The sequence below is a fragment of the Gilliamella bombicola genome, assembly GCF_900094945.1.
GTDB classification, from domain to species: domain Bacteria; phylum Pseudomonadota; class Gammaproteobacteria; order Enterobacterales; family Orbaceae; genus Gilliamella; species Gilliamella bombicola.
The window spans coordinates 1-15404 of the sequence record NZ_FMAQ01000016.1 but is presented as its reverse complement, the minus strand read 5'-3'; the positions used below and the strand labels follow the sequence as shown (position 1 = coordinate 15404).

General features: G+C 36.5%; 12 protein-coding genes. 8 read left to right on the top strand and 4 right to left on the bottom strand.

The genetic code is table 11. The features are described from left to right. Window positions 1–99 precede the first annotated feature (99 nt). Together GA0061081_RS09905 and rsmB are read left to right on the top strand one after the other, a co-directional pair. On the top strand, window positions 100–1443 hold the full coding sequence (locus tag GA0061081_RS09905) for a Na+/H+ antiporter family protein (RefSeq protein ID WP_091350533.1): 1344 nt from the start codon (window positions 100–102) through the stop codon (window positions 1441–1443). Between the two features lie 29 nt (window positions 1444–1472). Next, on the top strand, window positions 1473–2765 hold the full coding sequence (rsmB, locus tag GA0061081_RS09900; RefSeq protein ID WP_091350530.1) for a 16S rRNA (cytosine(967)-C(5))-methyltransferase RsmB: 1293 nt from the start codon (window positions 1473–1475) through the stop codon (window positions 2763–2765). Between the two features lie 55 nt (window positions 2766–2820). On the opposite strand, the gene GA0061081_RS09895 is transcribed toward rsmB, so the two are convergent. After that, entirely contained in the window at window positions 2821–3360 is a 540-nt protein-coding gene (locus tag GA0061081_RS09895; protein WP_091350527.1) for an NAD(P)H-dependent oxidoreductase, read from the bottom strand. A gap of 108 nt (window positions 3361–3468) precedes the next feature. Here GA0061081_RS09895 and GA0061081_RS09890 point away from each other — a divergent pair, with 108 nt between their 5' ends. The 3 genes from GA0061081_RS09890 to radA all read left to right on the top strand — a co-directional run bounded on the left by GA0061081_RS09890 (window position 3469) and on the right by radA (window position 6363). Then, window positions 3469–3810, top strand: coding sequence for a winged helix-turn-helix transcriptional regulator (locus GA0061081_RS09890; RefSeq protein WP_091350524.1), 342 nt, complete (start codon window positions 3469–3471; stop codon window positions 3808–3810). Window positions 3811–3999: 189 nt separating this feature from the next. Then, the gene (gene serB, locus GA0061081_RS09885; protein WP_091350520.1) at window positions 4000–4974 is read left to right on the top strand and encodes a phosphoserine phosphatase; all 975 of its coding nucleotides are present in this window, start codon (window positions 4000–4002) and stop codon (window positions 4972–4974) included. A 9-nt stretch (window positions 4975–4983) separates the two neighbouring features. After that, window positions 4984–6363, top strand: a complete 1380-nt coding sequence (gene radA, locus GA0061081_RS09880; protein ID WP_091350518.1) for a DNA repair protein RadA — start codon at window positions 4984–4986, stop codon at window positions 6361–6363. A gap of 86 nt (window positions 6364–6449) precedes the next feature. Here the strand turns inward: radA and ppnN are convergent, their stop codons facing one another. Beyond that, on the bottom strand, window positions 6450–7826 hold the full coding sequence (ppnN, locus tag GA0061081_RS09875) for a nucleotide 5'-monophosphate nucleosidase PpnN (protein WP_091350515.1): 1377 nt from the start codon (window positions 7824–7826) through the stop codon (window positions 6450–6452). A gap of 254 nt (window positions 7827–8080) precedes the next feature. Here ppnN and GA0061081_RS09870 point away from each other — a divergent pair, with 254 nt between their 5' ends. Both GA0061081_RS09870 and GA0061081_RS09865 read left to right on the top strand, forming a co-directional pair. Further along, on the top strand, window positions 8081–8878 hold the full coding sequence (locus GA0061081_RS09870; protein ID WP_091350513.1) for a hypothetical protein: 798 nt from the start codon (window positions 8081–8083) through the stop codon (window positions 8876–8878). 37 nt (window positions 8879–8915) lie between these two features. Further along, window positions 8916–9902 carry a putative type VI secretion system effector gene (locus GA0061081_RS09865; RefSeq protein WP_091350510.1) on the top strand — a complete coding sequence of 329 codons (987 nt, stop codon included), beginning with the start codon at window positions 8916–8918 and terminating at the stop codon, window positions 9900–9902. 77 nt (window positions 9903–9979) lie between these two features. Here GA0061081_RS09865 and GA0061081_RS09860 read toward each other — a convergent pair whose 3' ends face one another. Both GA0061081_RS09860 and GA0061081_RS09855 read right to left on the bottom strand, forming a co-directional pair. After that, window positions 9980–10303: a hypothetical protein gene (locus GA0061081_RS09860; RefSeq protein WP_091350508.1), complete on the bottom strand. Its 324-nt coding sequence runs from the start codon at window positions 10301–10303 to the stop codon at window positions 9980–9982. A 39-nt stretch (window positions 10304–10342) separates the two neighbouring features. Next, complete coding sequence (locus tag GA0061081_RS09855; RefSeq protein WP_091350505.1) at window positions 10343–12985, bottom strand: tetratricopeptide repeat protein; 2643 nt, start codon at window positions 12983–12985, stop codon at window positions 10343–10345. Between the two features lie 345 nt (window positions 12986–13330). Between GA0061081_RS09855 and GA0061081_RS09850 the strand changes: the two genes are divergently transcribed. Next, window positions 13331–14947 (top strand): hypothetical protein, encoded by a 1617-nt coding sequence (locus GA0061081_RS09850; RefSeq protein ID WP_091350503.1) that lies wholly within the window; start codon window positions 13331–13333, stop codon window positions 14945–14947. Window positions 14948–15404: the final 457 nt, after the last annotated feature.

Here is a 15404-nt window from a genome sequence, read left to right as displayed (position 1 = left end):
TTTCTTCTATCGAAGAAGAGTGAGTATACACTATCAATTGCACTTTCACCATGTATCGCCTAGAATAACGAACTTTGTTCATTAATTAAAAATCTATTTATGAATACAATACTTGAGTTATTCTCGTCGATAAATGCCGTTGTGATAGCGGTAATTTGTATGTTAATTTTGTCCCTTTGTCGTGTTCATGTGGTCATTAGCCTAATTATTGGGGCTTTTATTGGTGGTTTATTTAGTCATCTGTCTCTAAAAGAAACGATTGATGCTTTTAATACAGGTATCAGTAATGGTGCCAACATTGCACTTTCTTATGCAATGCTCGGTGCTTTTGCGGTGGCGATATCAAAATCTGGTTTACCAGAGTTACTTGCAGATAAAGCAATACAACAGCTTACAACAAGTAGTGCTAAAAAGCGTATAAAATGGTTATTAATTATTATCATTGCGCTAGTAAGTGTTTCCTCACAAAATGTCATTCCCATTCATATTGCTTTTATACCACTTTTAATTCCACCTCTTTTATATGTGATGTCGCGATTACAACTCGATAGACGAATGATTGCTTGTATTATGACATTTGGGCTTATTACTCCGTATATGTTTTTACCTGTTGGTTTTGGTAACATCTTTTTGAATCAAATTTTATTAAAAAATATTACTGCATCGGGAATGGATGTGAGTCATGTCAATGTAATGCATGCCATGGCGATCCCCGCATTAGGTATGTTTATTGGCTTATTATGGGCTATCTTTGTTAGCTACCGTAAGCCTCGAGAATATAAAATTATTCGTGGAGAGGGGAATCAAGGTACTTTAAAAGAGGTGAATAAGCGTTCACTTATTGTTTCATTATTGGCGATTGTTCTATCTTTTACTGTTCAACTTTATACTGGTTCAATGATTTTAGGTGCTTTAGTTGGTTTTATTTGCTTTATTGTATCGGGTTCAATTAAATGGGGCGAAGCTGATGGTGTTTTTACTGACGGCATTAAAATGATGGCAATGATCGGTTTTGTAATGATTTCAGCGCAAGGTTTTGCTGAAGTATTAAAACAGACTCATGAAATAGAACCTTTGGTTATTAACAGTGCAGCATTATTTGCTGGTAATAAAGTGATTGCAGCTTTTGTGATGATGCTAATTGGGTTGGTTATTACATTAGGTATTGGATCTTCATTTTCGACAGTCCCTATCATTGCTGCAGTATATGTACCACTTTGTGTACAACTTGGTTTTTCGCCAATTGCTACAGTTTGCTTAATTGGTGCATCTGGTGCTATTGGTGATGCGGGATCGCCGCCATCAGATACTATTTTAGCGACATCTTCAGGGCTAAATAGTGATGGACAACATGATCATATTCGCGATAGTGTTATCCCTACATTTACCCATTTTAATATTCCGCTATTTATTGCGGGTTGGGTTGGATCATTAGTTTTATAATCAACATAATTGTTGTTATTTAGGTCATTATGAATAATAAATCACACCAAAATATTCGTGCAGTTTGTGCGCAAGCTATTTTTAACGTACTGGAAGAAGGTCAGTCATTAAGTGCGACATTGACAGCTTTAAGTTATCAAATAGCCAATAAAGATAAGGCATTGGTGCAAGAAATCTGTTTTGGTGTGATGCGAGTATTACCAGAACTTAATTTCTATATTCACTCCTTAATGAGTAAAGTGTTAACCGGTAAAAATAGAATTTTGCACTATTTATTGTTAGTGGGGATTTACCAGATTCTTTATACCCGAATTCCCGAGCATGCCGCAGTTGGCGAAACAGTCAATGCTGTTAATACACTCAAAAAAACACAACTTAAAGGATTAATAAATGGCGTACTACGCGAATTTTTACGCCAACAAGCCTCATTACAACAAACATTTACACAAGACAGTAAGCAACAAAACCAACAAACATTACACCCAAGCTGGTTGTTAACTCGTCTTAAACAAGCCTATCCACAGCAATGGCAAACCATCGTTAATGCTAATAATCAAAAGCCACCAATGTGGTTACGGGTTAATCTTAATCAATATTCAGTCAGTGAGTACCAACAATTACTTGTTGAGCAACAAATTGAATCGGATAGCTTTCCAGAGTTACCTAGTGCTCTGCGATTATTGTCGCCTGTCGGTGTAAATAAATTACCCTATTTTGATGAAGGTGCTGTCACAGTACAAGATCTGTCTGCTCAATATGCCGCTTATTTACTTGCTCCACAAAATGGCGAGCACATTTTGGATATGTGTGCAGCTCCCGGTGGTAAAACCACACATATTTTAGAAGTTGCTCCAAAAGCGCAAGTTTTAGCGGTAGATATTGATCCTAGCCGAGTAAAACGTATTGGTGAAAACTTAGCTCGCTTAAAACAGCAAGCTGAAGTGAAAGTAGGAGATGGGCTAACGCCCGAAAATTGGTGTAAAGGGCGAAGTTTTGATCGTATTTTACTTGATGCACCTTGCTCGGCAACGGGGGTTATTCGTCGTCATCCTGATATCAAATGGTTACGCCGTGATAGTGATATTGCACAATTAACTGAGTTACAACATGCAATCTTAACTAATATTTGGTCTTATTTAAAAACTGGTGGTACTTTGGTTTATGCCACTTGTTCAATTCTACCAGACGAAAATAAATTACAAATTGAACGTTTTTTGCAAGAAAACACCAGCGCCAAATTACAAGGTGAACTTAAACAATTTTTACCTACTGAAAATGGTGGTGATGGTTTCTTTTATGCGATTTTAAAAAAGCATAGTTGATACAACATAAAATATGATCATTTATTAATTATTATAAATATCATATTGATTTTTATTAGTTATATTTGTTTATAATTTCAACTAACTGTTGACCGTGTTGTTGTGCTTTTGTTTTTATTTTAGCTTGTACTTCTTCAACCTCTGGTGAAACACCGTATAAAAGTCTTGGTGGTAGATATTCCATTTGCGCATATAAGGCCGATACTTTGACGGGCTCTAATAAATTATCCATTAAATCATTGCGATATTTTTTATAATTCTGTTCTTGTTGTCCTATGGTTAAACTTGGTAATAGTTTTTTACCTTTTAATTTATCACCTTTGGAGCCATAAGCAAATTGGTAAGTAAATACTTCATCAAACCATATTTTTAATATTGCCGGCATGTTATACCAGTACATTGGATATTGTAAAATAATAAGGTCATGTCTAAGTAATGCGGCTTGCTCCTCTTGCACATTGATTTGATAGTTTGGATAAAGATTGTGAATATTGCGAATTTCAATATCCTCAACTTTATCTTGTAGTGTTTCGATAATTGTTTTATTGGCGATAGACTGTTTAATGTTAGGGTGACCTAAAATAATTAATGCCATAATGATTCCTTTTTCCTTTTTTGCTATTAAAATGATAGTTACTCTAATTAGTTTATTCGTAAATAAGCTTATAGCAATATCTATCAAACTTGATAGTTAGGTGAATTAATGCAAATAGATGAACAAAGACCATTAAAACGTTATAACAATAAAACTTATTATTGTCCTATTAGTTTATCAATGGATTTAGTTGGCGGAAAATGGAAAGGGGTGATAATTTATTATTTGCTTTCTGGTGAAAAAAGATTCAGCGAATTGAAAACCGTTATTCCTAATATTACCGATATGACATTAAGTATACAACTTAAAAAATTAGAGGAAGATGGGTTAATTACTCGACGTGTTTTTGGTGATAAACCCCCTTTAAAAGTTGTCTATAAATTAACTCCATTGGGCGAAAAATTGGGGCCTATATTAGAGCAACTTTGTTTATGGGCGTTGAATATTTAAGATCGATATCAGTATCGCGGTGGAATGATTAAAGGCAATTGATAGATTTATCTATTTTGTTAAAAAGTTTCATATAACATATTGTTTAAGTATAAAAGTGGGTAAAGAAACAACTTAATCCTTACTTGGACAATCTTTAATAGTTATGGTAAATTTTGGGCTTATTTTATGTTATGAAGACCTCTTAATATGGCTTATATACTTACCTACAATGATCTTCCTGAAAATATCCAACATTGGCAAGGTTTACCACTTTCATTAAATGGGTGTGAAGTGGTTCCGTTGGATTATAATGCTGGTAAAACAGGTTGGATTATTTATGGCAAAAAGCTAAATAAAACCATCTTATCAAAATTCCAAGATCAGCTTGCCATGCCTATGGTGATTGTTTCATCATGGAAAATCAAAATTTACCAAATTGTTCGTATTGCAGGGGTGATACCTAAAAAAGCCAAATCGATTTCATTAGCATTAGGTATTGATGTTGCCCCAATCGATAATTTACCCACGCTACGCTCCCCGGGGTTACTTGTTATGGACATGGATTCGACAGCGATTGGTATTGAATGTATTGATGAACTTGCCAAATTGCAAGGGGTTGGTGAACAAGTTGCCGCAGTGACCGAACAAGCAATGCGTGGTGAGCTTGATTTTGCTAGCAGTTTACGCAAACGAGTGGCAACCTTAAAAGGCGCACATCAAGCTATTTTAGATCAAGTCAAAGATAATTTACCGCTGACTTCGGGGCTGACTTATTTAGTAAAAGAACTGCATAAAAAAAACTGGCATGTTGCCATTGCGTCGGGGGGATTTACCTATTTTGCTGATCACTTAAAGCAAAAGTTAAAACTAGTTGATAGCTATGCCAATGAATTAGAGATTAAACATGGCAAATTAACCGGTAAAGTCAAAGGGCAAATTGTTGATGCCAAATATAAAGCAAGAACATTACAACAGCTAGCGGCATCATTGGAAATTCCTATTGAGCAAACGGTCGCCATTGGTGATGGTGCCAATGATTTGATGATGATCCGTATTGCGGGTCTTGGTGTTGCTTATCATGGTAAACCGAAAGTGGTCGAAAAAGCACGAATTAGTATTAATTATGCTGATTTAACAGGATTATGGTGTATTTTATCCACCAGCTTATTAAGTGAAGGTTAGGAGATTAAATTGGCAAAAGCAGTAAAACGTGCTTATGTTTGTAATGATTGCGGAGCAGATTACCCGCGTTGGCAAGGGCAATGTAGCTCATGTCATGCTTGGAACACCATTACCGAAGTTAGACTTGCTAGCACATCATCGCGTAATGATCGGTTAACGGGTTATGCCGGTAGTGGTGCTGGGCAGGCTAAAATTCAGAAATTATCCGAAATCAGTTTAGAGGCATTGCCTCGGTTTTCGACTGGATTTTCAGAATTTGACCGCGTGCTTGGTGGGGGGGTTGTGCCGGGCAGTGCTATTCTTATTGGTGGTAACCCGGGAGCGGGTAAAAGTACATTGTTACTGCAAACCATGAGTAAGCTCTCTTCGCAAATGAATACTCTTTATGTCACTGGTGAAGAATCCCTTCAACAAGTGGCGATGCGTGCCCATCGCTTAGGGTTACCTGCTGATAATATCAATATGCTGTCCGAAACCAGCATTGAACAAATATGCTTACTGGCTGATCAGTCACAACCTAAACTAATGGTGATTGACTCAATTCAAGTAATGCATCTGACTGATATCCAATCATCCCCCGGCAGTGTTGCACAAGTACGCGAAACAGCGGCTTATTTAACACGTTTTGCCAAAACCAAAGGGATTGCCATTATTATGGTTGGGCATGTAACTAAAGATGGTTCGCTTGCAGGGCCAAAAGTGCTTGAGCATTGCATTGACTGTTCAATTTTATTGGATGGCGATGCTGACTCACGTTTTAGAACACTGCGAAGCCACAAAAACCGCTTTGGTGCAGTGAATGAACTGGGTGTGTTTGCTATGACCGAACAAGGTTTAAAAGAGGTTAGTAATCCATCAGCCATCTTTTTAAGCCGTGGAGATGAAATGCTACCCGGTAGTTCGGTAATGGTGCTGTGGGAAGGTACACGCCCATTACTTGTTGAAATCCAAGCTCTTGTCGATCACTCTATGTATGGTAACCCAAGACGTGTGACTGTTGGTTTAGATCAAAATCGACTTGCGTTATTGCTTGCTGTGTTACACAGGCATGGGGGATTGCAAATGGCCGATCAAGATATTTTCGTTAATGTGGTTGGTGGTGTTAAAGTAACCGAAACCAGTGCCGATTTAGCGTTAATTTCGGCCTTAGTGTCCAGTTTCCGTAATCGGCCTTTACCTCAAGATATTGTGATTTTTGGTGAGATTGGCCTTGGCGGCGAAATTCGTCCCGTACCTAGTGGACAAGAACGCATTTCAGAAGCTGCTAAACATGGCTTTAAAAAAGCAATTGTACCGATTGCCAATATGCCTAAAAAGAAACCAGAAAATATGCAAATTTTTGGGGTAAAGAAAATATCAGAAGTGTTAGATATTTTAAGTAATTTTTAGCTAAAAATACACTTATTGCCTTACCACTGAGCGACCTTGGCGGTAAGGCATAAATAGAGTATTAAAGTTAGGTTACCAAATAGGCACTAATAACAGAGCTCATAACATGGTTGATAAGCCGTTCCGCCCGGTAACTTCATACGATCTTGCTTAATAAAGCTACGCAATAAATTATCCATTTGTTTCATAATTTCGCTATCGCCTTGTAACTTATAAGGACCTTTTTCAGCAATTTGTTTCATACCAAACTCTTTAACATTGCCAGCGACAATACCTGAAAACGCACGACGCAAATCAGCGGCTAACAGTTCGACCGGTTGATCACGATGAAGATTTAATGACGCCATATTGGCATGTGTTGGCTCAAAAGGATGTTGCAATGATTCATCGATTTTTAATAGCCAATTAAATCCATAAGCATCGCCGGTTTTTAATCGTGAAGATTTAACGTGCTTAACACCCTCTTTCATAATGCGAGCGACCTGTTCCGGCGAATCAATCACAATTTGATAAAGCTTAGTTGCTTCATCGCCTAACGTGCTACGAATAAAATTATCGATAGAAGCGAAATAGGCTTCACACTCTTTAGGGCCAGTTAAAATCAACGGTAATGTTTGCTGTTTATTGGCTGGATTTAGCAAAATACCCAAAATATAAAGTAGCTCTTCGGCTGTACCTGGTCCACCTGGAAAGATGATAATGCCATGCGCCATTCGCACAAACGCTTCAAGACGTTTTTCGATATCGGGCATAATAATTAGCTCATTGACTAACGCATTAGGGGGCTCTGCGGCGATAATTGACGGTTCAGTCATGCCAATAAAACGGCTCTCTTTATAACGCTGTTGTGCATGACCAACAGCGGCTCCTTTCATTGGTGCTTCCATTACACCGGGGCCACAACCAGTGCAAATGTTTAGTTCACGTAAACCCAATTGCATTCCCACTTGGCGAGCATAGTAATATTCGTTTTCATTAATGGAATGTCCACCCCAACAAACGATCAAATTAGGCTCTTCGCCTACATGTAGCGCATTGGCATTACGTAAAATTGAAAACACAAGATTAGAAATATAAAATGAATGATCTTTTTCAAGCTTGATATTTTCTATTAACTCTTTAATGGCAGTAATTTGACTATTTAAAAATAAAATATCGCGTAATACAGCAAACAGATTGGCTTGAATGGAGCGGATGATCTTACCATCAACAAAAGCGCTTTCAGGGGCATTCACTAATTCTAATTTAACACCGCGCTCTTTACTGATCACATTAATTTCAAAAGACTTAAATCTATCTAACAGATCTTTGGTGTTATCGGTTTTGCTGCCGGCATTTAATGTTGCTAATGAGCAATTCCGATATAATTGATAAAGCTCGCTGTTTGCTGACTTTTTTAAAAGATCGACTTCAGCCTGAGCGAGTAAATCCATTGATCCTAATGGGCTAATATGGGTAATCATCACAACCTCTATTTTGACGGTTTTATCAACAAAGCGACTATTATATACTCAAACTGATTGAATAGGAAAAGTGGATCAATTTAATCAATCCAACACTTTGTTTTTAATTGATAATTTTGAATAAATGTTCAAAATTAAGTAACTTATTTTGAGTTAAATATTAAATGAATTAATTTTTATTGTGGTTAATAGCTTAATCATGCTATAAAATTATTTGGTATTTTAATTATGAAATTCAACAAGGTATAGAGTTAATGAGGAATGATTTTTACTTATTAAAAGGAACTGTAAGTTGTTTACAAGTAGATAAAAATCCGCAACAAACTGACACTAAGCTGACGATGACGGATCGAATAGAAAAAGATTTTTATGCGGTGTTTTGTTCAATTATAGCATTGATTTGCTTTTTTATTTGTTGTCGTCCGCCTTTAAGGGGGCAACGCTTTTGTTGCCAGATCGGCAATAAAAAAGTAGAGGGAAGGCTTAACAGGATTGGTTTTAATGAGGGCGATTATGTTGAAATGCTTGTTAAGCCGAAAAAAAATGATGTTTACCAGCCTTATGCCGTACGAATTCCGAAACAACATGCGATAATTTTCCCGCAACATATTGGTTTAACAACGTTCCCACTTTTAAAAGTTATTTTTATTTTGATGACGGTATTTGCCGTTGTTTTCCTACTTATTTTGTTAATTATTGAACTAGTTAACGATTGTTCATTAAATTATATTTTTAACATATTTAAATACTGTTTTTTGGGGTGGATCATTGCAATTATTGTTTCTTTTTTGATAGGTGGAGGAGGATACTCTTTTATTTCTAATCAAATTTATGCCTGTTTTGGGTATGAAAAACCGTGGAAATATGATTCTGAAAAAGAAAAGGAACGCTTTAAAAAATTGTATCGAATCAATGATCCTGAAATATTTAACGATCCACAGAGCCCGGACTTTGAAAAATTCAAAGAATTTAAAGCATTAACAAATTACTACTGTAGAACGCCAACTTTACCTAATTGGGTTAAAGTCATTGATGAACGAAACAAAAAATAACAAATAATTCAACAGATAAATATAAGGAATAAAAAATATGGAACAGAATATAGGCGATAGCCATTATTACCAAATTATTACTGGTTATATCACCGATCTGGAGGTCTATGACACGCGAGAAAGTTATCTTAATGCTCGCAAACTAGCTGGACGCCCTGATGTCAATTTACTCACAATAGGGCATTTAGATTTAGTTTCTATGGCTAATAGTATGAAAATAACTTCAGCAAAAATTGAAAAAATTGATTACGATACAGCCGATATTGAGCAGTATTTTTGCTGTAAATTAGGTGATAAGGTGATTGAAGGCGCATTTTGTCGAACCTTTTTTAATGAGGGAGACTACGTGGAGGCGGTTGTTGATCCACTAGCTGGTGGAAGCTATTTTGCTTATGCATTACGCCGTCCTGCCGATAAGCTTTTATGGTTACATCCTTATGCAACAGAGGGAACAGAAGCTGGCAATTCAAAACTAAATATACCTATTTTACCGCGTCTTTTCCTTATTGGTGCTGGAGGATTGGGGGTATTTACTTTCTTTTATTTTGTAGTAATGGCCTTTTCTAAAAATAATTTTTCGCTACTTCTTATGGCTGTTATGGGATTATTTTTTATTTTACCAACTTATTTATTCTCTTCTGCATTAAAAAAATCAAAATCCGGTTCTGCTATTGCTGATAAGATTTTTGCGACTTTGGGGTATAGTAATCCTAAAACGTTTGATATTGAAAAAGAATATAATGTTTTTGTCGACAAATTATTCGATTTATATAAACAATATTGTGAAAATCACAATGGATATTTAGCGACTGATGAAGATACATATAATGAGTTTATTGATCATTATATACATCAGCAATCAGAAGATGATTCTCAGGACGATATATTACTAAAACAATATTTACGTCAAACTAAAAAAATAGACGGGATTCAATGGGCATTCTTTTATGTTAATACGCCAGCCATCCCTAGCTATATTAACGTTATTCATACCGAAAACCACGATGACAGCCATGGGCAATAATGGTTAGTTGTTGAGTGTTTTATTCAGTTCTGGAAACAAAAACACGGGCAAAATCCCGTGTTTATTGTTATTTGGTTTTATAGTGGTATACAATTTTCAAGAAATTTTTGCTCATTATCATAGCTAGAAATAAAATTATAACTTATTGGGTTATCGCCATATTTGATCGATACAATGCATTTAAATGCAACGGTTTGACCTCTAGAATTATAAAGTTCTTGATTTGTATCATAAATTTTTACCACCTTTTCCTTGATAGGGAAAAATGATTGAATGGAAAGATTATTTTCCTGCCATAAATAATATCCGCCACTTATTGTTAATATTAATAACACTATAGCAAATACCCAAAATTTTGAGCGGGAAGTTGTTTTGCTTGATATAATAATTGAATCATTCATCCCTAATATCCTATATTAACTCACTAAACTTAAACATACCTATTCTTGGTTTAATTCCACATGGGTTAAAGGAAGAAAACGATATAAATTACGGTATTGATTAAGTTTATCATTCGTTTTTGTTAATTCTTCTGCTGTTAATTGTGCTTTTAATTCTTGTACTTTATTTAATGCTTGGGTTTGATTATGCTCTACCAATAAACTGTACCAAACATAGGCAAAAATGTTATTTTTTGGAATATCAACACCTTGCTCATGCATATCGGCAAGTTCAAACCACATTTGATAAATATCAGAAGATGAAAGCATGTTATCAGCATAAATATATTTCGGCTCGGTATAAGTCTGTTCAGGCAATGCCGAAACATAATTGGCTAAATCATTCCTTAATAAAATCGCTTTAGTATGTTGGTAAATGCTATTGGGAATTTGATGATAATCAGAATTTAAATAAGAATCTAAAGTATAATATCTGATAAGTAATTCGGCAGCACTAACATTACCTGACTTAAGCAACATTTTGATTTTTGAAAGGTAATTATCATCTCTTGAATCGTAATATCTCTGAGTATTATTCAATAATTCAATGATCGCATAATGATTTTGGTTATCTGCTAAATTATTAAGCTCTTTTTGATATTGCTCATCTGTTTTGGTAAATTTATAGTATTTCAATTTTAAGAATTGCTTATATTGATCATCCCTATAGATGCTATCAATCCAAGAAAAAATTAAATTTTGCTCTGGTGTACAAAGAAAATAATTCTTATTTAATTGTTTAACTAATTCTCTCTGCGCCAAGGTATTGCCCTGTGTTGCCAACTCAATTGCGGCTTTGCAACCCTCATAAGTTTTTAGACCATTACGATCAGAATTATGTTTTGTAAGATGATAAATCACTTTAGGTGACGGATTATTTGCCTTTTGTACCTTTAGCCAATCCTCACCATCAACCATTACCGTTGGTGAACGGTAAGTTTGCTGATGCTCAATGTATTGTGTAGTTAACCATTCAAATTCAGGGTGTGATTTGTCGATAGTGATCAAAAAATTTTGTGCTGGCACATAATATTGTTTTGCCGCCAAGTCAAGATATCGCCAAGCTTCATGATAATTTTGCTCAATGTTTTTGCCTAAATAATAAATGACCCCTAACCGATAATTTGCCACTGCATCCCCTAAATCAGCGGCCTGCTTGTAATATGATATTGCTGTGTTGGTATCTTGAAGAATAAAATCATATAACGTACCAAATCGGTATAAAATTATTGGATTATTTGGCTCAATTTTCAATGCAGCTTGGTAAAGCTTGATTAATTCATTGCTTGACTTACCCATAAGGTTTTCAGCATCACGATAAAAACCATAAGCAATTCCACGATGTTGAGCTAATGCCAGCAAAGGAGAAGTATGAGGGAATTCTTCTAAATCGCTATAGGATTGTAGCTCTTTGTCAAGTTGAGCATAAAAAATTTGTTCATCTTTTAAATTATCACCAAAAATCGCTTCTACGGTTTTACTGGCGTTTTCAATATAAAGATTATTGGCATAATCGAGTGTAGCTTGTATTTTTTTAAATTTATCAGGATAAATTGTTTCAAAAAAAGCACTATATTCAATTGTTTGGTTATTATCGATATTTTCATAAATAGGTTTAATTACATTAAGTAAAAACTGCTCTTGCAGGGTTTGCTCATTAGACGATTGAATATCGAAATTAACATCAGGATTAATGTTCATCCCTAAATGATAATATGTTGCCGCTTCCTTGGGATCCCTTTCAACGCCTAAACCGTTTAAATAAAGCCAAGCTAGTTGAAAAGCCATTTTTTGCCTAGTCTCATCTTTAAGTGATCGACCTTTTACAAATTCAATTAACCATTTAGCTGCCCATGGGTAATTAGGTTGTTCTGATTTTGAACCATCTATCTGGCCTCCGTCCAAAAAATAGTCGACTATCTCGGTTGCTGCATCCCATTCATCATTATATTTCATATTCCCCAAACTCTGTTCAAGCCAATATAAAGCCATTTTGGGGTTATTAACTTTATTTTTATAAAGTTGATAAAGTTGATATTGCGGTGCATCGTAAGATCCAAAATCATCACTTTGGCTTGCCATTTCATAGTATTTTATTGCTTTATCATAATCAGCTTTAACCTCTATGCCTTGATGATAAAGTTTACCTAATACATATTGAGCTAGACCTACGCCATTTTTCATTAATTGCTTGTCAAATTTACTGTTTCCTTCAGTTAGACTAAGTTTTGCTTTATCTGAAATGGGGGATGCGGCCTTTTCTAACCAATACAAACCTTTTTTAATATCTTTAGCGACTAATTCTCCCTCAATATAGGCGATGCCCAAGTCTGTTTGGGCAAGGGGGGATGGGGATGAATTTTCGGCTGCTTTAGTTAAAAATTCGATATATTTATCGGCCGATTTATCATAGCATCCTTGCAATTTTTTATTTTTTGACTTGAGATAAAACTGATTTGTTTCACAGTCCAAATCTTTATTTTCAACCAAAGGGTTATAAGCATGAGCAACTGTATATTGAGCGACACTATCGTGCTTATTTATAGCCAAAGACCAAACGTTTTGTGAAATTGTATCGGCAAAGGCATCACTTGAAAAAGCACATACCATTGAAAATAAAGATAATAATTTTAAATTTCGCATTAATTATCGTCCATATATATTAATCGCAAACAGCCTAAAGGGTAGTGGTATATCATTAAATTAGCAACATCTAAATCATCAATTCACCGCATAACAGCCAATCAAACTCAATAAAATAAACTGATTTAACTTATTATATTTTATTAAGTTTATTCTGTAATCAATTGGCAGGGTTAACAAATCTTTACAAATTTTTAACAAAAAAGCTAGCGCATTATTAATCAAGCGGTTATAATTTAAGCGCTTTTAAAGCAAGGGAGTGCTCATTAGTTGAGCAGTCAGTTATAAAAAATTAAGATAAAACAAAAATTTACTTGACAGGATAATCGAAATGCGTTACCATGTATGGCACATGGCACATGGCACATGGCCTGCCAAACCTATGCCTTAAATCTTTTTCAATTTCACCGTAGTCTAAATCAGACACAGTTCTTATTTTCATCACCGAAGTCATTTCGCGTAGCGAAATCGACGCCGTCATCGAGGTTTTTTCAGGCGATGTTTTCGGCGGGTTCTTCGACAAAATTATCGTCGATATCCAAGTGGATATTAAGACCGCCATTAGTATTCAAACCGCCATTATTGTTTAGACCTTCATTTTTATCTAAATTGGCATTATTCTTTGCGGCATTGTTGTTATTGTCCTATACACAGAGTTCTGTGGCATTAACGGCACATACATCAAGGGTCATTGAAGGTAGTGCGCCATATTTAACGTTCGACGGTGGTCGGACAAAGGCAATATCAACAGATAGTTTATTGTCTATTGAGTTTCACAATGGTCGGGTAATCACGCCGTCTACTAATACATCAAGTGTATCAAATCCAATAAAATTGCCTTATTCAGGGAATACTTTGGATGATATAGATATGATAGTCCCGTCATCGGTTAGTTCAGTGAGTATAAGTGATTTAATCACTCGATATAATTATTGGCGTGATGATGATGGTGATGGACAGGGTGCTAATGGAGTTACCGCATCGGGGAATATATCGGTATCGTTTAGGGATAAGGATGGCAATACCGTTGGTCGTAGTGATGATTTAGATGTATGTAAGGCTCCTTATAGGGTAACTTTAAGTAGTACAGGGGGATATTTACAGACACAGTATGGTGTTCCTAATAGAACCAGTTTTAGTGGAGCTACGGTGGATTATTATATCAATCCGTATGACAGTGTTCCACGTGTTTGTTACGCAAGGCCTAATTTGTTGTTGGGTGGTACAACTGGCATCGATTCTAGAGATAATCCTCGCTATGCAGGCCCAGCTAACATATGGTCTCCTACAAAGGGTTTTTTAACTCAGTCTACAAATCCATCATCTTACGGCCAAAACTTTCCAACTACAGGTGCTAGAGGATTGTATTTTGATTTGGACATAGCTGGAATCGATGCAAGTCAGTTGAGTTGGACAGTTAACTCAAGTGGTAGTCAAGGAGTAACGGTGAGTTGGAGATTGCCAAAACAAGGCGCAGACGAAGATATATGGATTAGAGATAAATCTAGTTATGTAACACGGGTAACGTTAAGCGATTATGTATCATCTTTGCCACAGACATTTGAGTTGGTCGGTAGGGATGGTCGAGGTCATGAGGTGAAGTATGGATTTGTGTTGAGGCGGTGGTTCATCTATCGTGGTACCCCGTTTGCTCTGCCTTCTCAAATATCTTGGTGTCGTTCTTCGGGTTATCGTCTTTCAGATGTCGGGGATTTAACCAATTCAAACCATAACAATTTAGGCGCAACGCCTCGTTCATCTGGTGATTATCTCATGCGTTACATAGGTGCTGGTTTTTTCTCGGAGTGGGGAAAAGTGAGCGGCTACGGTATTGGCTTCGTCGACGGCAATTATTGGGCAGGCAGAAGAATAAATGTTCGCGCTGCCTACCGTGTCAAGTCGGTCGACGGCTCCGTCAACTTCGGCGAGAACGGCGGTCGGGCTATTTGCACCACACCTTAGCTTTTATTTCTTAGTCCTTAATCCTTAGGCTGCGGGGGCGGTTATGGTGCTTGAGAGGACAATCTAACAAAGAATAACGCCCCCGCATAAGTTGGGCGTTTTCCCTTAGGGTTGCGTTGTTGTGGTGAAGCTACAATCGCGCCGCCCCCGCCCCCGCCGCCGGCGACGCTGAAAGTGTCGATGGCAATCCTAGTGGATAATGCTGTGGCGGTTTAAATTTGTGGTCTATTTATAGTACGGCAAGGTTTCGGACGTTTTGACCTTGGGTGAACAAAATAGCCACAGTGACCACGTCCGAGCAAAGGGAATTAAAGCGAATTCCCTTTGCAATCCCACGCTTTGGCTACAGAATGTGGCCTACGGCTACGCTACTCGTATCATCCTGATACTCGCCTCTTCGAGGCCATCTTCGCTGTGCTCAGATGTTCAAATTTGTTCCAGACAAATTTGTCCGCCG

What these genes read in the sequence shown, in the direction of transcription:
- GA0061081_RS09855 (WP_091350505.1), bottom strand. Translation starts at nt 12,985, where the DNA reads ATGCGAAATTTAAAATTATTATCTTTATTTTCAATGGTATGTGCTTTT.
- GA0061081_RS09870 (WP_091350513.1), top strand. Translation starts at nt 8,081, where the DNA reads ATGAGGAATGATTTTTACTTATTAAAAGGAACTGTAAGTTGTTTACAA.
- GA0061081_RS09890 (WP_091350524.1), top strand. Translation starts at nt 3,469, where the DNA reads ATGCAAATAGATGAACAAAGACCATTAAAACGTTATAACAATAAAACT.
- GA0061081_RS09850 (WP_091350503.1), top strand. Translation starts at nt 13,331, where the DNA reads ATGGCACATGGCACATGGCACATGGCCTGCCAAACCTATGCCTTAAAT.
- ppnN (WP_091350515.1), bottom strand. Translation starts at nt 7,826, where the DNA reads ATGATTACCCATATTAGCCCATTAGGATCAATGGATTTACTCGCTCAG.
- GA0061081_RS09865 (WP_091350510.1), top strand. Translation starts at nt 8,916, where the DNA reads ATGGAACAGAATATAGGCGATAGCCATTATTACCAAATTATTACTGGT.
- serB (WP_091350520.1), top strand. Translation starts at nt 4,000, where the DNA reads ATGGCTTATATACTTACCTACAATGATCTTCCTGAAAATATCCAACAT.
- GA0061081_RS09895 (WP_091350527.1), bottom strand. Translation starts at nt 3,360, where the DNA reads ATGGCATTAATTATTTTAGGTCACCCTAACATTAAACAGTCTATCGCC.
- GA0061081_RS09860 (WP_091350508.1), bottom strand. Translation starts at nt 10,303, where the DNA reads ATGAATGATTCAATTATTATATCAAGCAAAACAACTTCCCGCTCAAAA.
- GA0061081_RS09905 (WP_091350533.1), top strand. Translation starts at nt 100, where the DNA reads ATGAATACAATACTTGAGTTATTCTCGTCGATAAATGCCGTTGTGATA.
- rsmB (WP_091350530.1), top strand. Translation starts at nt 1,473, where the DNA reads ATGAATAATAAATCACACCAAAATATTCGTGCAGTTTGTGCGCAAGCT.